Origin of the sequence: Enterobacter cloacae complex sp. ECC445 (genome assembly GCF_021892025.1) — a bacterium.
In the GTDB taxonomy this organism is placed as follows: domain Bacteria; phylum Pseudomonadota; class Gammaproteobacteria; order Enterobacterales; family Enterobacteriaceae; genus Enterobacter; species Enterobacter chengduensis.
In genome coordinates, this window is record NZ_JAKLRZ010000031.1 from 1 (window position 1) to 25807 (window position 25807).

The window sequence follows — 25807 nt, forward strand, 5'->3', positions numbered from 1 at the left end:
GGGTAAGGGGGGATTGGGTGTAGGGGTAGGAATAGGGTCTTTTCCAACAGGAGAGATCCATTGGTTAAGTAGATCACTGTCTTAAGGGCGCAATTTAAAAAACGTCTGTATCAGCAAAGTAGTACAAAGCGCTCAGGCGCAGAGAAACGAAAAGGGTTCTTCCTGGAAGAGTGATTTTTTCAGAGGAGCTGAATCAGAAGGGAGGCTGGCAGCCTTTGGGGAGGCCACCAGCCATGTGAGGGGGAATCCATGAAAACCACATCACAAAATTATTATCTCATCAGCACGGGAGCTGCACAATGGAGCTGACGATCACGCCGAATTTTGCACAGGAACGAGCGCTCAACATGTTGCGCCGTGACTGGAGGGCAAATGACACTTTCATGGTGTACTCGCCAACCGGTAGCGGTAAAACGGGTTTGGCCGCCTTCATCGTTGCCGGGTTTGTTAGCCGTGGTATGCGCGTCCTGTTCTGTGCACCGTACACCATCCTGATTGGTCAGACGGCTAATCGCTTCGTGGAGTATGGGTTACCGGGGGATGAAATCGGTTATATCTGGGCGGATCACCCGAACTACGATCCGGACCGGAAAATCCAGATTGCCAGCGCCGACACGCTTATCCGTCGTGTTTTTCCTGAAAATATTGATCTGCTGATTATCGACGAAGCACACCTGCGTAAAAAACGCATCCTGAAGGATATCGAACGTCTGCGCGGCAAAGGCGTAAAGGTGATTGGCCTGTCGGGTACTCCGTTTTCCCCGTTCCTGGGCAAATACTATGACCGACTGATTAAGCCGACCACCATCGGCGAGTTAATCCAGCGTGGAGATCTGAGTAAATACGAATTTTACGCGCCAACTAAGCCGGATCTGAAAGGTGTTAAAACCAAAGCATCGCTTGAGTACGGCAGCGATTACAACGAAACGCAGCTGGCTGAAATCATGTGCGGCTCTACGCTGGTGGGCGACATCGTACAGAACTGGCTGGAGAATGGCCGGGATCTGCCTACCATCGCTTTCTGCGTCAACGTAGCCCACGCCAATTACCTGACAATCCAGTTTAACCTGGCGGGTGTTAATGCTGAGGTCATGACCGCCGACACTCCAGTGGATGAGCGCCAGACCATCATTCACCGCTTTGAAACCGGTGCAACGAAAATCATCGTTAGTGTGGGCGTTCTGGTGGCCGGCTTCGATAGTGACGTTCGTTGCATCATCTACGCCAGGCCAACAAAAAGCGAAATTCGCTGGTTGCAGGCGCTCGGGCGTGGCCTGCGCACCGCACCGGGTAAAGAGTCCTGCCTCATCTTCGATCACAGCGGCACCGTACACCGTTTGGGTTATCCGGATTCAATCGAGTACGACGATCTTCCCGGTAAATCTGACGGCATGGAGGAAAGCGCGCGCCGCGCAGCTGAGGAACGGGCCGAAAAGCTGCCACACGAATGCTCTCAATGCCATTACATGAAGCCAGCTGGCGTCTATGTATGCCCGAAATGTGGGCATAAGCCGCTGGGCGGTGAGGACGTCGATACCGACACCGGCCGCAAACTCAAAAAGCTGGGTAAAAACCAGCATCAGCCCACTAAGGCAGAGAAACAGGCCTGGTGGAGTCAGATCAAATTCTATCAGCGCCAGCGCGTATCGCAGGGGAAAAAGCCCGTCAGCGATGGCTGGTGTGCAAATACCTTTCGAGAACGGTTTGACGAGTGGCCTAACGGGTTGAGCGATTTCCCGATGGAGATCACGCCGACCGTCTCTAATTTCATCCGGCACAAATTGATTGCGTATGCGAAAGGGCAGGAGAAGGCCAAGCGCCTGCAGGAGGCATCAGGCACGGTTGCCCCATCCTCAGTACAACAAGCACAGAAAGCGATTAGCGATATCAAACAGCAGTTAGGAAAACGAGCATGAAGACGGCAGAAGCGGCAAAAGGTCAATGGGCAATGATTTTTGAGCACTTCGGGTTACCCCCCATTAATGCCAGAAATCATTTTAAAGGCGAATGTCCGGTATGTGGTGCGCGGGGAAAGCTCCGTATTGATGATCGGGATGGCCGGGGAACATGGATCTGTACCTGCGGCAGCGGTGACGGAATGAAGCTTGTCACTCTGACACAAGGGAAGCCATTCAATGAAATTTGCAGGGAAATAGACCAGCTGATTGGTAACAACTTTACCCGCGAAGCGTTCCCGCGCACTTCAGATGCAGTAAGCGCCCGTGATCGGGTTCTGTCCAAATTTTCGAAACTGGTCAACCTGAAAGGAACTACCGGGGCGGATTATCTGCAGTCCAGGGGAATTTATCAGCTCCCACAAGAGGCGGTGAAGTTCAATGATAAACAACGCTACGGCGGTAAGGTTTACCAGTGTCTGTATTCACTCGCAACCGACGATAAAGGCGAGCTTTGCTATCTGCACAGAACCTTACTGGACGGTAACCGGAAAGCCCAACTAAGGGATTCTGCCGGAGCGAAGCGCCAGAAATCTCTTCAGGACGAAAGTTATCTGGATCATGCCCGTTCTGTCGCTATTCGCATGTTCCCGGTAGCGACGACCCTCGGAATTGCCGAGGGTATCGAAACGGCTCTTTCCTGCAAGCAGCTGTACAACGTTAACACCTGGGCCACCATGACCAGCGGATTCATGAAGAAATTCCGTGTTCCTGCAGGTGTGAAAAATTTGATTATTTTCGCAGATCGAGACGTAAACAGCGCCACTGGATTGGCTGCGGCCACGGAATGCGCCCATGCCAACTTACTGGCAAAAAATGACCTGGAAAAAATCAGCATCTACTACCCGGATCTCGGGGATTTTAACGACATGCTCATGAACGGCGATCAGGTTCGTGAGGTGGTTTTCTTCAAGAAAAAGGCGGCTGCGTAATGCGTACTGATAACAACGAACATAAAGCACTATTCACCATCCCGACGGCAGCGCACAGCTCCGCCCTCGCAAACATCAAGCCTCTGCCCGAGCAACGGAGAATCACCGGGCATAAGCAGACGGATGCTTATCTTTGGGTGCTGGAGGTTATCCGCCTGAACGAACCCGTGCATCTGGACGCAGCTGAAGCCGCGCTGGAGAAAATTAAAATCTCCCCAAAAGAAGCCGAGGAACGCTATTCGCGTTATCTGCTGGCGAATGGTGGCGATCCTTTCCAGGTTGCTTTCGGTACCATCGGTATGGATAACCCGGCTCGAGCTATCAAGAACGCCCGGGAGAGTATCAAAAAAGCAGCATCGGTCAGGGCTACGTTCGGCAGCTATGATGCAGCACTCGAAGATGTGGAAGCTGAGCGAGTAATCATGTCTTCCTCTAAATTTATCGACGATCACCTTTGGGGATGGACTCCGGCCGAGAAGAAAGCTGGCAGCATTAACGGCAGCCGTATGAACGAAATTGATGAACAGCGCCGGGCATTTGTTGAAGGCTATCGTGATGTGCTGCCAGAGCCCAATACGCTTTCTGACGTTGTCCGTGAGTTTGTTTACTGGGACTGGCTCTACAGCGTTCGCCACACTGCAACTAAAGAACAGGGCTATGAGTTTGGTTACTCCGAGCATCACGAATCGGTATATGACCGCGAGCGCTACCTTGAAAAATTGCTTGCTACCATCAAACCCGTGACGCGAGCTGAAGCTATCGAGGTATGTCGTTGGTTCCTTGAAAGTGAAAAGGCCCAGTACATGGAAAACGACGGCGCGGCGGTGATTCTTAACCTGGTAGGGGAGTGTGAAGAATGAAACTGGAGGCATCACTCAAACATTTTAGCCCTCAGGGAATGCACATCAGCGACGACGTGAAAGGAACCTCTCCGGATCGTATCACCGGCACCGATGTTATGGCGGCCATTGGTACCACCAGCAGCCGAGCGCGGTTTGGTCTGGCTGCCTTCTTTGGTAGGACCGGGATCAGCAAAAGCGATGAGCAATTGGCTGTACAGGCTCTGGCGCGTCATGCAATGGAATCAGCGCCCAGGAATGTACGTAAAGCAGCGGCAGGCGAGTTTGGCTGGTGCATGATGGTGCTCGCACAATTCGCCTTTGCCGAATACTCCCGTTCTGCGGAAACCAGCGTGACGTGTCACAGCTGCAGCGGCAGCGGATTAATCTCTCAGTATGAGGATGTGATCAAACATCCTGGAGTCTTCAACTCTGACGGAATGGAAATCGTACCGCCGAAAATCAAGCACGAACTGGTCAAGCGTAAATGCGCGGCATGTAACGGTAAAGGTGAGCTGCTGGCCCGATGCCGTTGCGGCGGCAAAGGTGAGGTGCTCGACCGCAAAGCCACAAGCGAGCGCGGCGCGCCGGTGTTTAAAACCTGCGAGCGCTGCAGCGGAAATGGATTTTCTGGGGTACCGTCTACTGCAGCCTATAAAGCGATACTGAAGCGAGTCCCAGATCTGCACGTCAGAACGTGGACCCGTAACTGGAAACCGTTCCTGGAGGTGCTTGTCGACGTCTGTCACCGGGAAGAACAAAAAGCAGACTCTGCGTTTCAGGGCGCAACGAGCTTACGTGACGATGTGAACAAAATTTAGCATATTAGCGACTTTAAGCTTGATTTTGTCCGAACTTGTCGTGTATGCTTCAAATCGTAGGTTATTGCGCCTGCACGAAATCAAACCCGCCTCCGAGCGGGTTTTTTTATGCCTAAATTTGGTCGCCGCGAATGAATACATTCATCATTTGTGCATCCGGCCCGTCTCTCAATAAATCAGATTGCGAACTGATCTCCGGATCGGGGCTGCCGGTTATTGCTGTTAACTCCACCTGGCGAGCCGTGCCTGATTGTGAATACATTTACGCGGGTGATCTGCGCTGGTGGGATGCAAACATCGATGTTCTGCCGTCCTCCGCCTCTCGCTGGACCTGTAATTACCGGGCTCATAAACGCTATGGGCTAAATCTGTTTGATACAGATACCCGGTGGGCCTTCAACTCCGGGCAGCGCTCGATTCTCTTTGCTGCGAGCCTGGGGGCGAAAAACATCATCCTGTTAGGGTTTGACTGCTCCATTAATTGCGGTAGTCACTGGCATGGTGATCACGTCGGGCTGGATAATCCTACAGCAGAGAGTGTTACGCGATGGCGCGGGGAGTTTGCCAATACCGCCGGAGCGCTGGCCGGTAAGGTGAATATCATCAACAGTAGCCGCCAGACTGCGCTTAAGTGCTTCCGGCGTCTCGGCCTCAATGAGGCTTTACGCGAGGTAGCATGTTAAACGTTCCTCTATTCATTGAAGGCATGCTGGGCATGGGTGACAACATCTACCAGCGCGCTTTCGTTAAGCAGTTGGCCGCCGGTACTTATATCCGGACCGCCTGGCCCGAACTGTATGAAGATTTGCCCGTTCTGCCCGTTCGCAGTTTTACAACGCTCCGCACGCAGCGCAAAAACGAGTACCGGACGCAGGCAGCTTTTCACCTGCCGCCAGATATGCGCCAGACAAAACGGATTTTCTACGGTCCGGATCATCTACGGCGCGGTTCAATATTTGACGCGATGCGCCAGCAGTTTGGCACCGAGCCGTCAGAACTCGACTTGCCCTCTTACGGACCCGCTGAATTTACGTCTGAAAAGCCGATAGCGGTAATTCGTCCGGCATCAGTTCGCAGCGAATGGCGCAGCGACTCCCGTAATCCTGATCCGGATTACCTGCTGCAGGCATCCCGGCTACTGAGAAAGCATTTCTGCGTAATCAGCGTGGCTGACCTGCAGGAGGGGGAGGAGTGGGCCGTCGGTGAACTTCCCGAAGCAGATCTGCGCATGCACTCCGGCCAGCTCAACTTCAAATCGCTGATGCGCCTGATTGAGCACGCCGCCGTGGTGGTTACGCCGGTGGGCTGGGCGCTTCCTGCTGCTATTGCCTATAAAACGCCGGTGTACGTTGTCGCTGGTGGGCGAGGTGGTCACAACGCCCCGGAAATCGTAACCGATCCGGCGATGGACCTCTCCCGGGTTGGCTGGGCAATTCCCGACAATTACTGCCGCTGTGAAGCATGGGATCACCACTGCGACAAGCGGATTTCAAATTTCTCCGATAAATTCGAGGCCTGGCTCCATGAAGTCGTTTTATCAGGAACTGGAAAGCGGGCTGGTATTTTTACCGGAGCTGGGGATCGGACGTTATCCCGTTCCGGCATCACGCCCGTATGACGAGCAGTATTTCGCGAAGTATCAGCAGCTGGCCGACACCGAAACGGGCAGAGCTTTAACGCAATCCCGTATTGAGCTGGTGGAGCGCCATTTTCACGGCCCTGTTCTCGACGTTGGTATCGGTGCCGGTCAATTCGTCTCAACCCGACCGGGAACGCTTGGGTATGACGTTAATCCGGCAGGTATTGCCTGGCTGAACGAGCGGGGCGCATTCGCAGATCTCTACGCCAATAAGTGGCGAGCACTGACGATGTGGGATGTACTTGAACACATCGACGAGCCGGAGCTGGCGGTACAGCAGGCCAGTGAATACGTGTTCGTGTCGATCCCGATTTTCACTGATGCCGGAGACATTCTCCGCTCCCATCATTTCAGAAAGAACGAGCACATCTGGTATTTCACTGATGAAGGTATCAGGCGCTGGTTTGCAGAGCAGGGCTTCACCTGCGCAGAGCAAAACACAATCGAATGCCAGTTAGGGCGTAGAGGCGTCGCGTCGTACGCTTTCCGCAGAATTTAACTTCCTTTCACACACACAGCACCCCGAACCCGGAGGTGTGGAATGCACAGAACTATGCCTGACAAAATCGCATCGATAGCGGGGTACTGTACATCCGGCGGCCTCATTTGCTGGGGTGGCATAGCAAAATGGATACATGACCTTGACTGGAACCTTGTCGCAGTCGTCGGCGGCTTCGTTATTGGCTTGCTGACTTTCTTCGTTAACTTTTACTTCAAACGCCGCCAGACAAAAGCCTATGAGGCAGCGCTGGCGCGTGGCTATGTTACCCCTCCACCGCAGGACAACTAATCATGGCATCCATGAAAAGCAAGCTCAGCGCGGCCATGCTTGGGTTATTGGCTGCCGGTGCCACTGCGCCGGTGCTCATGAGTCAGTTTCAGGATGAAAAAGAAGGCACCAGCCTGGTTGCTTACCCTGATGCTGGTGGCGTGTGGACGATTTGCGGCGGTGTGACTCGCGTTGACGGCAAACCCGTGGTTAAGGACATGCAGCTGACGCGCCAGCAGTGCGATAAAATCGACAAGGCAGAACAGGCAAAAGCTTTGGCCTGGGTGGAAAAAAACGTTCGAGTTCCGCTGACCGAGCCACAAAAAGTCGGTATAGCGTCCTTCTGCCCCTGGAACATCGGCCCCGGAAAATGCCTGCCGTCAACGTTCTGGAAAAAGCTCAATGCTGGTGATCGGCCTGGTGCCTGCGCAGAGATAAAACGCTGGATCTATGACGGTGGTCGCGATTGTCGTATCCGTTCGAACAATTGTTACGGGCAAGTTCTACGCCGTGACCAGGAATCCGAACTGGCATGCTGGGGGCTCGATAAATGACCCTGAAAACCTGGTTACTTCTGGGCGTTGAGCTGCTGCTGTCCGGAATCATTATTTTTGTGCTGCTGGGACAGATTAGCGAACAGCGTGGCAGGGCAGAAAAAGCAGAGAAAGAGGTCGATGGCCAGCGGCAGGTGATAGCCACTCAGGCTTTCAACATCAATCGTTTCAATCAGATTGCCGACTATACCAACCGGAACAATTCACTGATTGATGCCAGCACCGATAACACGGTTATCGAATACCGGGAGATTCTCCGCCGTGAAAAAACCTGTGATCTGCCTGTTCCTGCTGATGTTGCTGGTGGGTTGCTCGAATACGCGAACCGTTTACGTGCCAGCGCAATGCACCCCGATACCAGCAACGCTGACGCAGCCAATGATAGTGCCGCTGCCGCCGGCACAATAACGTACTGCCAGGCTGTGCTCTGGATTAAGCCGCTGCTGGCCGTGATTGAGAAGGGCAACAATAACCTGGCTGGCATACGGCAGATTGAAAAAGAGCGCCAGTAAGCTTTTAAAAAAGCATGGCAGGCGAACTGCCAGAAGGAGAACGCTGAATTGAAGTAGCAAAACGGTAAGACCGCAGCCGAAAGGTAATGCAGCAGTCATGATGCTGCCCCGAGTCGCGTAGTGGCGAGCAGGTATAGCAGACCGTTGTGAGGGTAAATAAGGGGACATGCTCCGGTAAAGCAGCGCGAACGCCAGACGCGCACCGGTTATAAGCGGCGATGAAGCGACAGCAACTCAAAGGCATGAGCGTGGCCACTCCGGGAAGTGGCAGCCATTACAAAGCTCATCTGCTGGTGGGCTCGATAATGCTTATCCCCTTACGCGGATAAGTAACCATATATCCCTTTAAGGGGATAAATAGAGCCTCGCAATCAGCGGGGCTTTTTTCTGCGCCTCGTACGCGCACTCTAGAGAGTCTTTCAGCAGTGAGCCTGAGGAGCATCGTTAAAGGTGGCGACCTCTCTCGGGCGGTGCTCCTGTACGACAGGCTCACACCTCAAAGGAAACGCAATGAAGAAATTTTTCACTAGTGCAGTAGCAAAAATAACCTTTTACGTGCTGCTCGCCGTTTTGCTATTTGCTGTTATGACCGGGGCTAGTTCTTTATTGAGAGTAGTAGCTGCCGCCTACTGGGTGATCGTATTGCTTGGCGCGATAGTCGGTTTGTTAGCGCTAGTTATTACGTTTGGTGTCGAGTATTCAAAGGATGAAAAGTCCCGGCGTGAAGGCATTGAATACCTTAAACGCTTTGCTAAGCGCAAGAACGCAATAGCGAGAGTATGGGGATGGTTCTGCCTGGTGCTGGGGGCTTCCCTGCTTGCATACGGTGGGTGGGTGTTTACAGCGGTAGCCTACGTAATAGCGTCCTTGTTTGTGCGCCTGTGCTGTTCGCTTGCTCGTGATAAGGTCGAGAAACTAACCGAAAAGAGGCGGCCTGATGTCTCGCTTAAATATTGAAGTAATCCCGCCGAGCAATGAGCAGATAAATCAGGTGATTGAAGAAATAAGCCGGAAATACGCCGGAAATACGCACGTAAGCCACTTACCCCTCAGATCGAAGGCGAGCTCCAGCGTGAAGCCGCTCGACTGGTGCGCCGGTTTACAAAAACGAAAGTTACTTTAGTGCGAGATTAACGCGATGAAAAAAATAACAGTCACTGTATCGGGGCTTTCTCCATTTGAAATGGAAGTGGACTATCGCCCGGAAAAAAGTGAATTAGGTAATATTCTTCGCGCCCTTTCATGCGCAACTGTAAAAACTTCAAAAGAGGCGGTGAAAATCGGCGAGGAAATACCAGTTTATATACTTCGTGAAACTGAATTATTCTATCATTTAACTGATTGTGAACCTGCTGATACCGGGAAAACCGTTTATGAGGCGGTTTTTGAACTGAATGATGGTAAAAAAATCCTCGGCTATTCGGATCAAGACCAACCGAAGGCGAACGGAGAATATTACCACTGTGCAGCTACCAAAGACATGAAAGGGCGAGTTATCGTAGTGGCTAAATATGTCACTAATTTCCGTTTTACTCCTCTTTAAAGCTGATATTACAGAAGCTCTTCACTGAGGGGCTTCGATAATGTTTTTTGAGTGAGGATTGTTCAGCATGGCTTCGATAAAAGAATCCACTGATGCCAATGGACAATCAAAATATTACGTCCACTGGAAGGATGAAAAATCCGGTCATGGACGCCGCCGCATTTTTAAGACTATTGATGATGCCGCACATCTTTTCTGGCAAAAACAGAATATCGAGCTGGATTGTCGAACCGCCAGCTGGACCGGAATAGACCATTCCTGGACTTTCCGAAAGTTAATTCTGTTTTATCTGGGGTATCAGGCCGGCAAGCTGGAAAAAAATATCATACGGCTGTCGTCATATACGAAATGCCGTCACGATCTTCTCGCTGTAGACGGGCCGATACTGGAAAAAAATATTCTCCATATCAGCCATCGCGATATCGTTGATTCGGTTCGCACCGGCTGCCATCGCTGGATTCGTTCGGCTTTCTTCCTGCTGGTGGAAAAGCGGCTTATCACCTTTAACCCAGTTGATCGCCCCGCGCGCCGGAAGCGCCGACCCATCACCATACCACCATCATCATCGGTCAGGGAGCTACTGAATAACGCGCCAGTTCGTGAGCGTATCGCGTGCTGGTTCGGGATTTGTGGCCTGCGCATCGGTGAGGCTCTGGCGGTTACTTATAACGACGTGTCAGCAGACTGGATCGATATCCGGGCGCATGTTGTTGATGGCGTTATACATGAAGGTTTAAAAAGAGGGGTAGAGCGCCGGGTAAGAATGCCCCGTGAGCTTTTCGCGTTGCTGGATAAAAGTAAGCTCGGTTCCTGTGAACCTCTTATCTGCAACCAGTTCACTGGGGCTTGCCTCGCTACCAGCTATGGCACTCAGGGGATTCTCGTCAAAACCTTGAACGCCTATGGCATTAAGCGGTTCCATCATCTTCGCCACTTTGCTGTTTCTCGCCTGGCAAACAAAGGTGTCGATATCCTGAAGGTTTCCCGACTGATTGGACACTCAAACATCAAAACAACGATGGATGTATACGGCCACCTGTTCGGTGAAGCGGTGGCGATGGATTTGGACTGAGTTATCCACATAGTGGAAATATTAGGGCGATCCACTATCTCCCCATTCTGCGCGGCCTCAGGGCATCAAATCGCAGTTTTCCCGAAAAAAAGGATATGCCGCATTTTTACCCCCTTTGATATGCCGCACTCGGCACCAGAGAGGACGCGGCCTGCGCGCCAGAATTTACCGCGTGATACGCCGCACCCGGATCGGAGAAAATGGATTTTGAACAAAAAATAATCACATTGACTTAGGCGGAAGTATGGCTCCTAAAAAAAGCTTCAGAAAAGCCTACGTCGGTATCGTTATGGACATGGCATTAGCCCGTAGCAAAATCAGCAATCGGATGGTTGCTCAGCGCTTAGGTGTGGATGAGACGACGATCCGTCGCTGGCGTAAAGAGAATATCGAGTTTGAGCGTGCTTTTACTGAGGCTCGCGAAGCTCTCAGAGAGAAGATTAACCGCGTGGCTGGTAAGAGCCTGGACGTTCGTAAGCGGAAGGTGATCACCACATCGCCTGATGGTGTTAAGACCACCATAGAAGATGTTCTGCCCACTCATAACGATATTGCTGTTTTCTCGAAGGCGCTCGGTCTTGGTACCAGCGTGTATAGCGAGGAAGAACGCCAGCGTGATGCGCTTCGTGAAGTGATGAAACAGAAGGTCGCCGGAAAATATTCCGCGCTTCAGGCGGCGCAGCTGCTTGAGGCTGAGGGGATAAAGGTTCCTCAAACCCTGCTTATGGAGCTGGGAGCACCGAAAATCTTCGAACCGTTCACCAATATGGACGAGGCAGCCAAAGCCGACGCGGCGAATCTAACTCCGCACGAAGCCGCTGATCTCTACAAAAAATACATGGGGTGAGAAATGCAAAAACAGGCGTTTCGAATCGAAAAAACGCTATGCAATTTCACCCCTGTTTTATGCACGTTTTATTCACTCGTTTTTACCCTGCATCAGGGGCTTAACCCACACTAATAAACGCTTCATGCATTTAACGTAATGAACCCATTTTTGATAGTTCGTGTAACGGTCATTATGTTAAATCGGGGCGTTTTTGAGGAATTTATCTGTGCCGATTCCGTTTCCCTTTGACTTCCGAAAACCGGATTACACAGCCGTGTTTGAGTGGAGAATGGAGAGGCTGGAGCGGATCAGGAAAGCGCCTGAAATGCTTCCGGCGCTCCGTGAGTTTTACCGTACTAACCCGGCCCAGTTCATCATCGACTGGGGCATGACGACAGACCCGCGTAACCTCGATTATGGCCTGCCTGCGACCATCCCGTTTTTGCTGTTCCCCCGCCAGGAGGAATGGATTCACTGGATCATGGACAGGCGCGCGAGTCTTGAGCATGGACTGACAGAAAAAAGTCGCGAAATGGGGCTGAGCTGGACCTCTATCGGTCTGGCCTGTTCGCTTTGCCTGTTCAACAAAGAAATGGTGATCGGGTTCGGTTCCCGTAAAGAGGAATATGTCGATAGCACCGGCGACCCGAAAGCGCTGTTCTGGAAGGCACGGAAGTTTGTCGAGCTGCTGCCGGTTGAGTTTCGCGGTTCATGGAGTGACAAAAAACATGCCCCTTACATGCGCGTGGAGTTCCCGGAAACGGGCGCGGTCATTAAGGGAGAGGCTGGCGATAACATTGGCCGTGGTGACCGTACCACGCTTTATTTCGTGGATGAGTCGGCATTTCTCAAACGGCCATTACTCATCGATGCCGCGCTCTCTCAGACGACCCGCTGCCGTATAGACCTCTCATCCGTCAACGGCATGAATAACCCGTTTGCCCGTAAGCGCCACAGCGGAAATATCCCGGTGTTTACGTTCCACTGGCGCAGCGACCCGCGCAAGGATGATGAGTGGTACCGCAACGAATGTCTGAAAATTGATGATCCGATTATCGTTGCTCAGGAACTGGACCTGAACTACAGCGCATCCACAGAGGGGATTCTCATTCCTTCTGAATGGGTGCAGGCTGCCGTCGACGCGCATTTCAAACTGGGTATTCAGCCCAGCGGCCAGCGCCTCGGCGCAATGGATATCGCAGACGAAGGGAAAGACAAAAACGGCTTTTCTTGCCGCTATGGCTTCCTTCTGCAGAACGTTCACGAATGGTCTGGCATTGGCAGCGACATCTACGCTTCTGTCGTTAAATCGTTTGGATACTGTGACGATTACGGTCTGGATGAGTTCCGTTTCGATGAGGACGGTCTGGGTGCTGGTGCACGTGGCGATGCTCGCGTGATAAACGAGCTCAGGCAAGCTGAAGGCCGGGGAACAATCACAGCTACGCCTTTCCGTGGTAGCGGTAGCGTATTCGATCCGGAAGATGAAGCCGTTCCTGGTGATAACGGTAAAGCGGCGCGCCTGAATAAAGACTTCTTTGCGAACGCGAAAGCACAGAGCTGGTGGCATCTTCGCAAGCTGTTTCGTAACACCTTCCGCGCGCTGAACGGGATGGACTACAACCCCGACGAAATCATTTCGATAAGCAGCGAGATAGAAAATATTGACCGCCTGTTGATGGAGCTTTCACAGCCTACATGGTCGAAAAACGCCGTCGGTAAAATCCTCGTGGATAAACAGCCGGAAGGCACAAAATCGCCGAACCTTGCAGACGCCGTAATGATTAATTACGCGCCGATGGATTCCTCTCTTGATACCTGGGCCAAACTGGCCGGAGCGTGACATGTCCCGAAAGAACCGCCAGAACGGCGCACAGCAGCCCGTTAGGACATCTGACGGGTACAACAATTTCACGGCCAAACTTGGCAGCGACACCAGAAACATCCAGACGGGCGGAATGTACATGCCGGGGTACATCAGCCGTAACAGGGTGATGCTGGAGTTTGCGTATCGTTCATCGTTCCTAGTGGGGGCCGGTGTGGATGCGATGGCCGATGATATGACCCGCAAGGGCATTAACATCAGCTCAAAGCTGAAACCCGGGCAAAAGGGCAAGCTCGAAACCTTCTGGGATGAGCTCGCTATATGGGATGGGCTTAACGATAACCTCAAATGGTCCCGATTGTACGGTGGCGCGGTGCTGGTGGTCCTGCTTGAAGGGCAGGATATGTCCTCCCCACTGAAACTGGATCGTATTAAAGAGGGGCAGTTTAAGGGCGTGATGAGCCTTGACCGCTGGATGGTTAACCCGAGTTATTACGATCTCGTTACTGATTACGGTCCCGATTTTGGGAAACCGAAATATTACAAGGTAATCACGAACCAGCAGGGGATTCCCCCCTGGAAGATCCACCATAGCCGCGTTATCCGCATGGAGGGTGATACGCTACCTTTCCAGCAGGCCAAGACGGAAAACGGCTGGGGGATGTCTGTTGTGGAGCGTATTTTCGAGCGTATCGAGGCGTTCGATACTGCAACGGTCGGCACCACACAGCTGATCCACAAAGCACATCTGCGAACCTACAGCATTGAAAAGCTTCGTGACATCCTTGCCAAAGGCGGTGATCTGGAAAAGTCGCTGATGAAGCACATGGACATGATTCGTGAGTTTCAGACCATCGAAGGCATGACCATGATGGACTCAAGGGATAAATTCGAGACTCACAGCTATACGTTCGCCGGTATCGCGGATGTCCTCCTGCGCTTCGCTGAGCAGGTTTCTGGCGCGACGGGAATTCCTCTCGTCCGCCTGTTCGGGCAATCCCCTGCAGGTTTCAACACCGGCGACGGCGATCTGGAAAACTACTACAGCCGGGTTAACTCGCTGCAGGAGAGACGCTTACGCCGTCATATCCGCTGGCTGCTCGATATCTCCTGGCGTTCTCTGTTCGGTGAACCACTACCTGACGATTTTACTTTCGAGTTTAACAAGCTCTGGGAGATGTCAGACGTGGACCGCGCAACGATGGCGAACAATGTGGTTACTGCACTCGGTACCGCCGTTCGTGACCTCGGAATGCCTCCGGCAGCCGCGCTTAACGATCTCAGGAACATTTCTGATGTGATTGGGATCGGTGGTTCTATCACTGACGAGGACATAGAAGATGCGAAGGCCCAGTGGGAGGAGGATGAACCTGAAACCATCCCTCCGCCGCCGTTCGGAGATCCAGTATCGAAAAAGCCTGTTGGCGATAGCAAACCAGATAGGGCAGATCGTCGATGGTACCTACGATGGTTCACAGGCCAGCGCTGACAGCATTTCGAAAACGCTGGTGGACTATTCCGAGGTAATCAGCGACTGGGCAGAGCAGGTCGGGCGAAGGATGTTTGCCCAGGTCGAGCAGGAGGAATGGAACCTGTGGAAATCGGTATCAGAGGAAATCGGCGCTGGCCTGCGCGATGTGGTGGGTAATACCCCCGTCGGTCAGGTGGCGCAGGATATCGTGTATCGCCAGATTCAGCTGATGAAGTCCCTGCCGCTGGAAGCAGCCGATCGCGTGATGGACATACAACAGCGCGCAATGCAGGCGGTTATCAGTGGCGAACGTCCGGACGAGCTCTACGAGATGATCATGGCCTCCGGTGACGTGGCCGCCAGCAGGGCGCAGCTGATTGCCCGTACAGAGATTGGACGAGCCACCGGCGCGCTGACGCAGGCCAGAGCCCTTTCGGTTGGCTCAGAGGGCTACTGGTGGCGTATTGAGGGGGCCGGAACGCGGGATTCTCACCGCAAGATGAAAGATAAATTTGTGCGCTGGGATAACCCGCCGACGCTGGACGGTATGACCGGACACGCCGGATGTTTGCCGAACTGCAAATGCTGGCCTGAAGTACAGATTCCAGCACCGAGAAAATGAAAAATACGGCTTTGAGCATTCATTCCATGCGAACTGCAATACCCGCGAAATGTTATGAAAATGTTGTATTCGAAAAGGCCGATTTTCAGCCCAGTTAATCGCTACTTTTACGGCTTTAAGGGTACATTTTAATCGAGTCCATTTTCGTCGGTGCGGGTAAGAACCCTTATGTTAAATAGCCCGTTATTTCGAACATTTTTCCCATCTCACAAGGTCGCCTCCGGGCGGCCTTTTTGTTGCCCGTAATCGAGCAGGTAACCCATGAAATATTTCTTCACTACACGCCTGGGCGAAACGCGCTATCTGCAGGCGGACGGCTCTCTGCTGTGTAAAGACGTGCCGATCGCACGCACAGGGACGCAGGTCTATTTACCTGAGGAAATCGACCTCGAACCGGACGGCACCGGCACGGTGACAGTCTGGCGAACAGAAGACGAGGTGTTTTCCCCTGAGACGATGGCGAGCTTTGAGGGCGTAGCCGTCACGCTAGGGCATCCAGAGGACAGTCTGGGCAACATCGTTTTCGTGAACCCTTCTAACTTCGCAGAGCTGGCGCACGGACACATTCAGAACGTCCGGCGCGGCACCGGCGATAAATCGGATCTGCTCATTGCTGACGTGCTGATTAAACGGCAGGAAGCAATCGACGCGGTGAATTCTGGCCTGACCGATGTCAGCTGTGGCTATGACGCGCAGTACAAGCAGCTGGCACCTGGTAAGGGCAAGCAATACCAAATCACAGGTAACCACCTCGCTGTCGGCATCGACCGGGGGCGTGCTGGTGGCCGCTGTGCAATCGGGGATTCCATCCCATCAACAACAAAGGAGAAGCCTGTAATGTCATGGCTTAAAAAACTGGCTCAGGCCATTAAGACGAAAGATGAGGATGCGCTGGCAAAACTCATCGACGAAGCGCCGGATATGCCGTCTGATGGCATGCCTTCAATCCCCGGTTCCTCTATCACCATCAACATTCCTTCACAGGCCACAGCCTTACCTGAAGGCAATCGCACCACTACGGACGAAGGCGATCCGAACAAAAACAAAACCGGCACCGGCGATGAAGAAATTCCGGCCTGGGCGAAAGAGCTGCTGGCTCGTCTGGAAAAGCTGGAGGGTAAAACCACCGACGGCGATCCGGACCCGGGCAACATGACCACTGATGAAGACGAAGAAGAAAACCGCAAAGTGACGGGTGATGCAGCTTTTAAGCGCAACCTGATCGCCGATGCGGAAATTATCTGCCCTGGCTTCCAGCCTGCTGGTGATAAGAGTCTGAAGCGTCAGGTGCTGAATCATGCAATGCGCACCGGCGACAGCCTGAAATCGTTCGGCGTGGATGATTTCTACAAAGCGCCAAAGGCTACGGTCGACGCGGTGTTTACTGCCGCTGTGGCGCTGCATAAGGCGAAAAATCAGCTGACCCCGCTGAACAATATTACCCGCACCACGGACAGCGGAATCAGCACTAAGCACCTTTCCCCGGCAGAACTGAACAAGGTCAACGCCGAATTCTGGGCAAAAAACAAATAAGGTAAATCATCATGGCAGGTACTGCATATTTAACGCGCATGCCCCTGGGCATTGCCGGGGGCGTTACCCGTCCTCGTGATCTCACCATCGAGCCGGTTAGCCTGGACCACACGAAGCAGTTCGCGTCCTACGGGCTGGTTGGTAAATACGTGAACGATAAATTCGTTCCGCTGGAATCTGGCGACACCATCAGCAAAGTGAAAGGGATTCTGGTTCGTCCGTTCCCGATCACCTCTGCTCTGGAACTTGCTTACATCGGTGTGACGGCTAATCAGGTTGGTGACAACCTGAAACGTGGTTACATCTGCGTAACTGCTACCGCAGGCAACGCGGCGACCGCGAAAAAGGGCGATCCGGTTTACGTTCGCGTGGCTGGTGGCACCACTCAAAGTCCGGTTGGCTCCTTTGTGCTGTCTCCGGACTCTACCGCATCAAATACACCTCAGCTGCCAAATGCAGAGGTCATGGGGCCGGGTGAAGCCGACGGCCGTATTGAAATCGCTTATAACATCTGAGGGAATAATTAATGTTTACAATTGACAGAGCGACCATCGACTCCACCGGCGCGTTTCTCGTCGGCGAACTGGAGCGCATGGATCAGACGCTGAACATGCCTTTAGTGTCCTACAAATGGTCACGCGACATGCCGCTGCGCAGCGATATTTCTATCGCTGATGAAGTGTCATCCTTCACTAACACCGATTTCGTCGGCGTTGGTGGTCCAAACCCTAACGGTAAAAACTGGATCGGTAAAAAAGCTACTGCCATTCCTGGTATCGAACTCGATATTCAGCCTACCCGTAACAACCTCACCTTGTGGGGGCAGGAAATCAGCTGGACGGTACCGGAACTGGCTTCTGCCCAGAAACTGGGCCGTCCGGTTGATGTCCAGAAATACGAAGGCATGAAGCTGAAGTGGAACATGGACACCGACGAACAGGTTTATATCGGTGATAACGAGCTCGGCGTTGCTGGCCTTCTGAACCTGCCGGATGTTACTCCTGTTGCTGCAGCTGCAGCGTGGACCGCAACCACCGATCCGGATGTGATTGTCCAGGATATCAACCTGGTGCTGTCTGATGGCTGGGTTCGTTCTGGTTATGCGGTCTGCCCGGCAAAAATCGGCCTTGCGCCGGAGCTGTTCGGCCTGCTGGCGAGCAAAAAGGTTTCCTCTGCAGGGAATATCTCCGTGCTGGAATACGTGAAGATTAACACCATCGCGTTCCAGGAAAACGGCACACCACTGGAGATCGTCTCTATGAAGTGGGCCTCCAAGCGTGGCGCTGGTGGCGCGCATCGTATCGTTGCTTACACCCAGGACGAAAAATACGTTCGCTTCCCTATGGTTCCTCTGCTGAACACTCCGCTGGAGTATCGCGGCCTGCAGCAGTTGACCACTTACTACGGCAAGCTGGGCCAGGTGGAAACCCCGTATTCCAATACGATCTCTTACCTGGACGTTCCGGCGTCTTAACCTGAAACAGGCGGGGAAACCCGCCTTTTTTTATGGAGCAAAAACATGAAATACGTTGTTTCCGGTGGCGCGACTCTCAGCTTTGCCGACGGTTCTAAATTTGAGCTGTCTCAGGGCATCCACGACAGTTCCTCTTTCCCGAAAGAAGTTAAGGACCACTGGGCCTTTAAAGCCTATGCGCGCCCGATTGACGAAGCCGACCTGGCGAACGAGCAGAGCAATGAAGACCTTTCCGCGAGCCTTGTTCTCCTGGCAGAAGAAAATAACACACTGAAAGTGCAACTGGCTGAGCATGAAAAAACCATCACCGCGCTCGGGAATGAAAACACAGACCTGAAAGCGCAGCTGGCAGCCGCTCAGGCACCAGCAGGCGGTAAACCTGCCGACAGCACGGACAAAACCGATAACACCGGCGGGGACGCGAAAAATGCCAAAAAACAGCAGGCTTCCGACTAACGAGCAGTTCCGCACCGACTTTCCCGAGTTCGCCGATAAAACTCGCTACCCTGACCCCTCAGTGAATTTCTATCTGGGGCAGGCCGATTCGCTTCTGAATCAGGACGTACAGGGCGATCAGTTCGTCTACCTGGCCGAACTATTCACGGCTCACTATACGGAGTTGCGCGGCCGCACGCTGGCCGCCGCTGCCGCTGGTGGTGTGAACAGCAACGGCGCAGCAGGTGTCGTGTCCTCTAAATCAGTGGATAAGGTTTCAGTGAGCTATGACGTGTCCGGGGTAATCAATCCGGATGCCGGTTTCTGGAACAGCACCGCCTACGGGCGCGAGTTCTATTGGTGGTGGTCGATGTTCGGCGCTGGTGGCAGGCAGCTGTTATGAAAAGCGGGTTAACGGTTCGCGCTGATAACGCCGTGGCTGTTCTGGAATCCCTCCGGCAGCTATCCGGAATGGATGTGCTGGTGGGAATACCTGAGGACAAGGCGGGGCGTGAGGATGGCTCTCCGATTAATAACGCGGAACTGGGCTACCTCCACTCGACGGGCGCAACGGTGGAAATCGACGGTACAACGGTCACGCTTCCCCCACGTCCTTTTCTGGATATGGGGATCGAGGATTCAAAACCCCGAACCACTGCACACCTCAAGGCAGCGGCAACCGCCGCGCTGGAGGGGCAGACTGAAGCAGCAGTACGTGAGCTGGAGAGCGCCGGACAGATTGCCCGTGACGCTGCAAAAGCCGTTATCGGTGCTGGCGACCGGCTGCAACCACTTTCTGAGAAAACCCTCGAACGCAGAAGAGCCGAAGGCATTCCAGGCGACAAGCCGCTGTATGCCCACGGTTACCTGCTGCGCTCAATTAACTACGTCGTGAGGAAAAAATAATGCCTCTTCTCGATGTGAGCGATGTTCTTCTCGATCCCGACTTCATGGACACCAGTCTGGTTTGTCACCGGCAGGTTCAGACGGTGGATGAGGACAATTTCACGAAAAACACAGCTCAGGATATCCCGTTCTCTGGCGTGGTGACGGTCGACCGTTCTCTGGAAGCCAGGCGAATGGCGGCAGGCCAGAACATTAGCGGCGCGATCCTCATCGTGACGCAGTTCAGATTAACCCAGGGCCAGCCCGGTACAGACAGCGCCCCGCGACTTGATGCCGATATCGTGAGCTATAACGGGCGTGCTTACCGGGTGACATTTGTCGATCCGTACACCAGTTACGGAGCCGGATTCGTCCAGGCGCATTGTGAGCTGGTGGACTTTAACGGAGGGACGCCAGTTGAGTAACGATAGCACCGTGCGCGGTTATCTGACGCCTGTCGGGGATAGCCCCCAGTATGACGAGGCGCTGGAGCGTGAAATCAGCCGGTGGATTCGGGGTGTTTCTGGCTTGCCGGCCGCGCTTGTTTTCCCCCGATGGACTGACCCGCAGCCGCAGATCCCCAACAACGGGGTAACGTGGTGCGCCTTCGGTATCACTACCGTTCCTCAGCCGTTGAGCCAGTCCGATGTTCAGGTTTCGGAAGAACAGTCCGAGCAATGGACATGGGAACAGGTAACGGTGATTTGCTGCTTCTATGGCCCTCTGGGAGCCAACACTGCATCAACTTTCCGCGCGGGTATATTCGTCGAGCAAAACAACGCCGAGCTGAATCGCTCGGGGCTTTCGCTGGTGGAGGCCGGGACTATCTACAACCTGCCCGAGCTCATTAATAACCAGTGGGTGAGGCGCTACGACCTCACCATCACGCTGTCCCGCAAAAACATTCGTACCTACAACGTCCGGACGCTGAAAGATGCGCCCGTCTCATTTTTCGGAGACTAAATTATGCTGCAGGGATTACCTGTATCTAACGTCGTGAATGTCGACGTGATCATTGGGCCGCGTGCGGCTACTGGTCGAAACTTTGGTTCACTGCTCATTCTCGGGAGCTCGACGGTTATCCCTGTTTCTGAGCGTATTCGCCTCTACTCATCCCCTGAAGATATCGGCTCTGATTTCGGCGTGGATAGCCCGGAATATGAAGCCGCGACCGTGTATTTCTCACAGTCACCGAAACCTCAGCAGGTGTATGTCGGTCGCTGGGCTAAAACGCTGGTATCGGCTGAAAGCGGTTCGACGGAAACGCTGCTGCAGGCGGTGAACGCCGTTCTGAATTACACGAACTGGTACGGTCTGGCCGTGGCTGACGATGAAGATATCGACGATGCCGACTGGCTGAGCGTGGCCGCTGCGATCGAGGCCTCCAGTCTCAGCCGAATTCTGGCGATTACCACTGCAGAGCCTGAGACGGTAAACGCGACCTCCACTACCGACCTGGCTTATAAGCTGAAGGCGGCAAAATACGCTCGCACGTTTGTGCAGTATTCCACCAGCAGCAAGTACGCCGCACTGTCTGCATTTGGCCGCGCGTTTACGGTGAATTTCAACGGCAGTAACACCACCATTACCCTGAAGTTCAAACAGGAGCCGGGGATCACGTATGAAACCCTGACCACCAATCAGGCGGCGGCGCTGGATGCCAAGAACTGCAACGTATTTGTGTACTACCAGAACGATACAGCCATCCTGCAGCAGGGCGTCATGTCCAGCGGTGATTTCTTCGACGAACGCCACGGGCTCGACTGGCTGCAGAACTACGTTCAGACCAACCTGTACAACCTGCTCTACACCAGCACAACCAAAGTCCCACAGACCGATGCTGGCGTTACGCGTCTGCTTTCCAATGTTGAACAGTCGATGGATCAGTCAGTCACGAACGGGCTGGTGGCTGCTGGCGTATGGAACGGTGGCCCGATTGGGCAGCTGGATTCCGGCGACACGCTGACAAAAGGCTATTACGTCTACGCGCAGCCGATTTCAGAGCAGGCGCAGGCAGACCGTGAAGCACGTAAGGCACCGGTTATTCAGGTGGCCTGTAAGTTGGCGGGTGCAGTTCATTTCGCTGATGTGCAGATCAACGTCGTTCGCTAAGGAGAACATGAATGGCTACTTATTCTTTTATGGACGTCACGGCGTCCCTCTCCGGCCCGACCGGCGAGATTGATCTGGGCTACGGTTCCGCCAGTTCAGAGGAGGGGATCACCGTTGCAATGGGCGGCCCCAAAAATACCATGACCATCGGCGCTGACGGCGAAGTGATGCATAGCCTGCACGCGGATAAAAGCGGCACGGTAACCGTCAACCTGCTGAAGACCTCGCCGACAAACAAAAAGCTGTCGCTGGCGTACAACGCACAGAGTCAGTCCTCAGGTACCTGGGGAAACAACGTCATTGTGATCCGAAACAAAGTGAGCGGTGACATCATCACGGCGCGCAGCGTGGCGTTCCAGAAACAGCCAGATAACGCCAACGCTAAAGCCGGTAATACGATGCCCTGGGTGTTTGACTGCGGCAAAATCGACCAGGTTCTCGGAGAGTTTTAACAGATGGAATGCTCAATCAAAGGCCACGATTACCGCGTGGCAAAACTCAGCGTTTTTGACCAGCTGAAAGTGACCCGCAAACTGCTGCCGGTGCTGGCGGGCATGATGTCAGATTTCGGGAGCATTCGCTCCCTTCTGCATGCTGATGGCAAAATCGACACCGTGAAATTTGATCAACTGAAACCGGTGTTTGAAACCCTGCTCCCGCGTATCGCTGAGGAACTGTCTTCCCTGACCGAAGAAGACACCAACGCGATTATTCATCCGTGCCTGGCTGTGGTATCACGCAAGCACATGGACGGATGGACGCCGGTATTCAACAGCGGTCAGCTGATGTTCGATGATATCGACCTGCTGACCATGCTGCAGCTGGTGGCGCGGGTGGTCGCCGATTCACTGGGAAATTTTTTGCCCGTGAGCCCTACCAGCGCGACGCCGGGCCAGCCTCAGGGTTAACCCTCAACAGCCTGCCTGACGGGCTGTCTTATCTCCTTGACCCGGTTGACGCCGGGTTAATCCCTTATTACGCGCTGAAGGATGGATCTGTCGATCTGTGCGATATCGCGCTGATGAATGACCTCCTGGCCGTTAAGGCTGACAACCAGCGTCGTATTGAGAAATGGAGAGAGGATAATGAACGCTGAGACTATTAAAGATTTTCTCGTCTCGCTCGGCTTCGATATCGACGAAGCAGGCGCGGAAAAATTCGATTCAGTCCTCGCAGGTACGACCGCAAACGCCATCAAAATGGGGCTGGCCGTCGAAGGTGCTGCGCTTACCGTGGTGGCCTTCACGGCTAAGATCGCCTCCGGTCTGGATAATCTCTACTGGGCGTCACAGCGCACCGGCGCGACGGTTCAGGGGATTCAGTCTATTGGCTATGCGGTTTCGCAGGTAGGCGGCAGCGTTGACGCGGCGCGATCCTCTCTGGAAAGCCTCTCCCGTTTTGTCCGTAACAATCCCGGCGCGGAAGGCTTCCTGAATCGCCTGGGCGTACAGACCCGTGACGCCAGCGGTAACATGCGTGACATGGCCGCTATCTTTACGGGTGTCGGCCAGAAGCTCAGCAGCATGCCATATTACCGGGCTAACCAGTATGCGCAGATGCTGGGCATTGACGAAAATACCCTCATGGCGATGCGCCGGGGTGTGGGCGGTTTCTCCGGGCAGTACAGCGCAATGGCGAAAGCTATCGGCTTCAATGCTGACGAGGCGGCCAGAAGCTCCAACAAATTCATGACCTCCCTACGCGAGTTCGGCGCGATGGCAGGGATGGCCCGTGACAAAATCGGCTCTAATCTTGCTGGTGGTCTGGCGGGTTCGCTGGACACGCTGCGCCGACACATCCTGGATAACTTCCCGCGCATCGAGCAGACCCTGACGAAAGCCATAAAAGGCATTCTGGCGCTCGGGGACATTATCGGGCGGCTGTTCTTCAGGCTTATTGAGGGGACATCCAGCCTTATCACATGGTGGCAATCGCTGGATAAGCAAACTCGGGAGCTGATCTCGCTGTTTGGCGCGCTGACGATTGCGCTGCGCATTCTGAACAGTACGTTCTGGATGTCGCCGATTGGCCTAATTACCGCACTTGCGGCGGGAATTGCCCTTCTGTGGGAGGACTATCAGACCTGGAAGGAAGGCGGGGACAGCCTGATTGACTGGGGCAAGTGGAAGCCGGAAGTCGACGCCGCGCTGAAGATGGTTCGTGACCTTAAAACGACCGTTAACGAACTGGCGAAAGCGCTGGCGAAACTGCTCAATATTGACCCCAAATCATGGTCCCTGAAGTGGGATTTCAGCAACTTTATCGACCAGATGGGCGAGTTCAGCAAAATGCTGAATATGATCGCCGACCTGCTCAACGCCATTAAAGATGGCCGCTGGGCTGATGCCGCCAGCATCGGCAAACAGATGCTTAATCAGGGCAGCGAAAATCCGTCAGCGATGCCGATGGTAACAGACAGCGCCAACGGTACCGCCGACTGGATTAAAGAGCACTGGGGATTCGATCCTCGCAGCGTGGGCCGAACGGTGCGCGGCTGGTTTGGTGATGATGAACCTGAACAGCTCGGCCAGTCAGTCAAGCGGCCACAGCCAACCAAAGCGGGCTCTGAACTGCTGGGTTGGATGCAGCCGATGCTAACCAACCTGGAGCAGCTCTATCGGCTTCCGGAAGGTTTGCTGCGCAGTGTGGCCATCACGGAATCGGGCGGTAATCAGTTCGCTGTTTCAGGCGCTGGCGCTAAAGGCCTGTTTCAGTTTATGGACGGCACGGCGCGCGACATGGGGCTGCGCGGGAATGATGTTTTCGACCCGGAGAAGGCCGCGCAGGCAGCCGCAAAGTATCTCTCACAGCTGCTGCAGGCGAACGGCGGTGACCTGAGCAAGGCGCTGGCCTCTTATAACTGGGGGATCGGTAACGTGCAGAAGCACGGGATGGCCCTTATGCCTCAGGAAACCCGCAACTACATTCCGAAGGTGTTAAGCAACATGCCCGCGCCCGGTGCTCAGGTACAGCAACAGAACACCTATCACATCTACGGTGGTGGTGACCCGCGTTCTGTCGGTACCGAGGTCGAGCGTCGGCAGCAGTCGGCAAACGCCCAGGTCATGCGCGGTAATCAAACGAAGGTGGGTTAATGGATATTCTCTCTACGCTCTTTCAGCAGCAGAGCCGAAAAATAGGGATGATTGTCCCCAGCGTGGTTGTTTCTGAGAAGCATACCGACACGCTGGAGATAACAGAGCACCCTGTCGAAGTTGGGGCAGCTATCGCTGACCATGCCTACAAAAAACCGTCTGAAGTGGTGATGGAGGTCGGTTTCGCTGGCGGCGGAGCGTTGCTGGATTTTGCCAGTAACCTTACGGCAACCAGCCTGCTCGGGCTGAGTCCTCAGCAGACGTATCAGGAGATACTCGACCTGCAGGCTAGCCGTATTCCTTTCGATGTAGTGACCGGCAAACGGCTGTACAGCAACATGCTGATCCGCGCGCTGGAAGTGACGACAGACAAGACAACCGAAAACGTCCTGTCTGCCGTTCTCACCCTGAGGGAGGTTCTTATCTCGCAGACGCAGCAGATCACCGTCGCGGATAAAACTAACATGAAGGACGGGGCCAGCACGTCGGCGGTACTGAACACCGGCAACAAAACCACAAAGCCGCCAAATACCTCGCTGCTGAAAAGCATCACGGGTAACGCGGCGTCATTACTGGGGCTCGGCTAATGGCAATTCAGGAAATCCCGCTGACAGCGGATAACCAGCAATTCAGCATCATTCTGGCGGGGACCACCTGGCGGATTAGTATCACCTGGCGCGATCTGTACTGGATTATGGACCTACAGAACGACAGAGGGGAGCCGGTAATCTCCGGTATTCCTCTCGTCACCGGCGCTGACCTGCTGGCGCAGTACGCCTATATGGGCCTCGGCTTTAAGCTGGTGGTGGTCTGTGACGACAGTACACAGGATTATCCGACGAAAACCGACCTGGGCGGCCGCAGTCATTTACTGGTATCAACGGAGTAAG

At 53.8% G+C, this 25807-nt stretch carries 32 protein-coding genes; all 32 read left to right on the forward strand.

The window, feature by feature from the left end:
- Positions 1-299: 299 nt before the first annotated feature.
- Positions 300-1916, forward strand: a complete 1617-nt coding sequence (locus L6R44_RS20905) for a DEAD/DEAH box helicase (protein WP_237425312.1) — start codon at positions 300-302, stop codon at positions 1914-1916.
- A complete protein-coding gene (locus L6R44_RS20910) occupies positions 1913-2887 on the forward strand; it encodes a toprim domain-containing protein (RefSeq protein ID WP_237425313.1) in 975 nt (324 codons plus the stop codon). The genes L6R44_RS20905 and L6R44_RS20910 overlap by 4 nt, the downstream gene beginning before the upstream one ends.
- Positions 2887-3747 carry a helix-turn-helix domain-containing protein gene (locus tag L6R44_RS20915; RefSeq protein ID WP_237425314.1) on the forward strand — a complete coding sequence of 287 codons (861 nt, stop codon included), beginning with the start codon at positions 2887-2889 and terminating at the stop codon, positions 3745-3747. The genes L6R44_RS20910 and L6R44_RS20915 overlap by 1 nt, the downstream gene beginning before the upstream one ends.
- A complete protein-coding gene (locus L6R44_RS20920) occupies positions 3744-4547 on the forward strand; it encodes an antitermination protein (protein ID WP_237425315.1) in 804 nt (267 codons plus the stop codon). The genes L6R44_RS20915 and L6R44_RS20920 overlap by 4 nt, the downstream gene beginning before the upstream one ends.
- 131 nt (positions 4548-4678) lie before the next feature.
- On the forward strand, positions 4679-5230 hold the full coding sequence (locus L6R44_RS20925) for a hypothetical protein (RefSeq protein WP_237425316.1): 552 nt from the start codon (positions 4679-4681) through the stop codon (positions 5228-5230).
- Positions 5224-6165, forward strand: coding sequence for a hypothetical protein (locus L6R44_RS20930; RefSeq protein ID WP_237425317.1), 942 nt, complete (start codon positions 5224-5226; stop codon positions 6163-6165). Before L6R44_RS20925 ends, L6R44_RS20930 begins: the two co-directional genes overlap by 7 nt.
- Entirely contained in the window at positions 6071-6685 is a 615-nt protein-coding gene (locus L6R44_RS20935; protein WP_237425318.1) for a methyltransferase domain-containing protein, read from the forward strand. The genes L6R44_RS20930 and L6R44_RS20935 overlap by 95 nt, the downstream gene beginning before the upstream one ends.
- A gap of 42 nt (positions 6686-6727) precedes the next feature.
- Positions 6728-6976 (forward strand): class II holin family protein, encoded by a 249-nt coding sequence (locus tag L6R44_RS20940; RefSeq protein ID WP_023331998.1) that lies wholly within the window; start codon positions 6728-6730, stop codon positions 6974-6976.
- 2 nt (positions 6977-6978) lie between these two features.
- Positions 6979-7509, forward strand: coding sequence for a lysozyme (locus L6R44_RS20945; RefSeq protein WP_237425319.1), 531 nt, complete (start codon positions 6979-6981; stop codon positions 7507-7509).
- Positions 7506-8021 (forward strand): hypothetical protein, encoded by a 516-nt coding sequence (locus L6R44_RS20950; protein WP_237425320.1) that lies wholly within the window; start codon positions 7506-7508, stop codon positions 8019-8021. The genes L6R44_RS20945 and L6R44_RS20950 overlap by 4 nt, the downstream gene beginning before the upstream one ends.
- A 510-nt stretch (positions 8022-8531) precedes the next feature.
- Positions 8532-8978, forward strand: a complete 447-nt coding sequence (locus tag L6R44_RS20955) for a hypothetical protein (RefSeq protein WP_237425321.1) — start codon at positions 8532-8534, stop codon at positions 8976-8978.
- 181 nt (positions 8979-9159) lie between these two features.
- Complete coding sequence (locus L6R44_RS20960) at positions 9160-9564, forward strand: hypothetical protein (protein WP_237425322.1); 405 nt, start codon at positions 9160-9162, stop codon at positions 9562-9564.
- Positions 9565-9631: 67 nt separating this feature from the next.
- Positions 9632-10636, forward strand: a complete 1005-nt coding sequence (locus L6R44_RS20965; RefSeq protein WP_237425323.1) for a tyrosine-type recombinase/integrase — start codon at positions 9632-9634, stop codon at positions 10634-10636.
- 244 nt (positions 10637-10880) lie between these two features.
- On the forward strand, positions 10881-11483 hold the full coding sequence (locus tag L6R44_RS20970; protein WP_237425324.1) for a hypothetical protein: 603 nt from the start codon (positions 10881-10883) through the stop codon (positions 11481-11483).
- A gap of 208 nt (positions 11484-11691) precedes the next feature.
- The gene (locus L6R44_RS20975; RefSeq protein WP_237425325.1) at positions 11692-13308 is read left to right on the forward strand and encodes a TerL protein; all 1617 of its coding nucleotides are present in this window, start codon (positions 11692-11694) and stop codon (positions 13306-13308) included.
- A 1-nt stretch (position 13309) separates the two neighbouring features.
- A complete protein-coding gene (locus L6R44_RS20980; protein WP_237425326.1) occupies positions 13310-14779 on the forward strand; it encodes a DUF1073 domain-containing protein in 1470 nt (489 codons plus the stop codon).
- 70 nt (positions 14780-14849) lie between these two features.
- Positions 14850-15383, forward strand: a complete 534-nt coding sequence (locus L6R44_RS20985; protein ID WP_032625740.1) for a phage head morphogenesis protein — start codon at positions 14850-14852, stop codon at positions 15381-15383.
- Positions 15384-15644: 261 nt separating this feature from the next.
- Entirely contained in the window at positions 15645-16916 is a 1272-nt protein-coding gene (locus L6R44_RS20990; protein WP_237425327.1) for a DUF2213 domain-containing protein, read from the forward strand.
- Positions 16917-16927: 11 nt separating this feature from the next.
- The gene (locus L6R44_RS20995) at positions 16928-17431 is read left to right on the forward strand and encodes a structural cement protein Gp24 (protein ID WP_237425328.1); all 504 of its coding nucleotides are present in this window, start codon (positions 16928-16930) and stop codon (positions 17429-17431) included.
- A gap of 11 nt (positions 17432-17442) precedes the next feature.
- Entirely contained in the window at positions 17443-18390 is a 948-nt protein-coding gene (locus tag L6R44_RS21000) for a DUF2184 domain-containing protein (protein ID WP_016247459.1), read from the forward strand.
- 45 nt (positions 18391-18435) lie between these two features.
- Entirely contained in the window at positions 18436-18846 is a 411-nt protein-coding gene (locus tag L6R44_RS21005; RefSeq protein WP_237425329.1) for an STY1053 family phage-associated protein, read from the forward strand.
- Positions 18818-19228, forward strand: a complete 411-nt coding sequence (locus L6R44_RS21010) for a DUF4054 domain-containing protein (protein WP_023150225.1) — start codon at positions 18818-18820, stop codon at positions 19226-19228. Before L6R44_RS21005 ends, L6R44_RS21010 begins: the two co-directional genes overlap by 29 nt.
- On the forward strand, positions 19225-19731 hold the full coding sequence (locus L6R44_RS21015; protein WP_114675969.1) for a hypothetical protein: 507 nt from the start codon (positions 19225-19227) through the stop codon (positions 19729-19731). Before L6R44_RS21010 ends, L6R44_RS21015 begins: the two co-directional genes overlap by 4 nt.
- Positions 19731-20135: a hypothetical protein gene (locus tag L6R44_RS21020; RefSeq protein WP_032625723.1), complete on the forward strand. Its 405-nt coding sequence runs from the start codon at positions 19731-19733 to the stop codon at positions 20133-20135. Before L6R44_RS21015 ends, L6R44_RS21020 begins: the two co-directional genes overlap by 1 nt.
- Positions 20128-20673 (forward strand): phage neck terminator protein, encoded by a 546-nt coding sequence (locus L6R44_RS21025; protein ID WP_063931075.1) that lies wholly within the window; start codon positions 20128-20130, stop codon positions 20671-20673. The genes L6R44_RS21020 and L6R44_RS21025 overlap by 8 nt, the downstream gene beginning before the upstream one ends.
- Before the next feature lie 3 nt (positions 20674-20676).
- Positions 20677-21822, forward strand: a complete 1146-nt coding sequence (locus tag L6R44_RS21030; RefSeq protein WP_237425330.1) for a DUF3383 family protein — start codon at positions 20677-20679, stop codon at positions 21820-21822.
- Between the two features lie 11 nt (positions 21823-21833).
- A complete protein-coding gene (locus L6R44_RS21035) occupies positions 21834-22274 on the forward strand; it encodes a DUF3277 family protein (RefSeq protein ID WP_000257260.1) in 441 nt (146 codons plus the stop codon).
- 3 nt (positions 22275-22277) lie between these two features.
- Positions 22278-22730, forward strand: a complete 453-nt coding sequence (locus L6R44_RS21040; protein ID WP_237425331.1) for a phage tail assembly chaperone — start codon at positions 22278-22280, stop codon at positions 22728-22730.
- A gap of 23 nt (positions 22731-22753) precedes the next feature.
- Positions 22754-22918: a DUF6889 family protein gene (locus L6R44_RS21045; protein ID WP_406943440.1), complete on the forward strand. Its 165-nt coding sequence runs from the start codon at positions 22754-22756 to the stop codon at positions 22916-22918.
- Positions 22908-24917, forward strand: coding sequence for a transglycosylase SLT domain-containing protein (locus L6R44_RS21050; protein WP_237425332.1), 2010 nt, complete (start codon positions 22908-22910; stop codon positions 24915-24917). The genes L6R44_RS21045 and L6R44_RS21050 overlap by 11 nt, the downstream gene beginning before the upstream one ends.
- Positions 24917-25504: a phage baseplate protein gene (locus L6R44_RS21055; RefSeq protein ID WP_060569230.1), complete on the forward strand. Its 588-nt coding sequence runs from the start codon at positions 24917-24919 to the stop codon at positions 25502-25504. The genes L6R44_RS21050 and L6R44_RS21055 overlap by 1 nt, the downstream gene beginning before the upstream one ends.
- The gene (locus tag L6R44_RS21060; RefSeq protein WP_032666013.1) at positions 25504-25806 is read left to right on the forward strand and encodes a phage baseplate plug family protein; all 303 of its coding nucleotides are present in this window, start codon (positions 25504-25506) and stop codon (positions 25804-25806) included. The genes L6R44_RS21055 and L6R44_RS21060 overlap by 1 nt, the downstream gene beginning before the upstream one ends.
- The last annotated feature ends 1 nt before the right edge of the window (position 25807 follow it).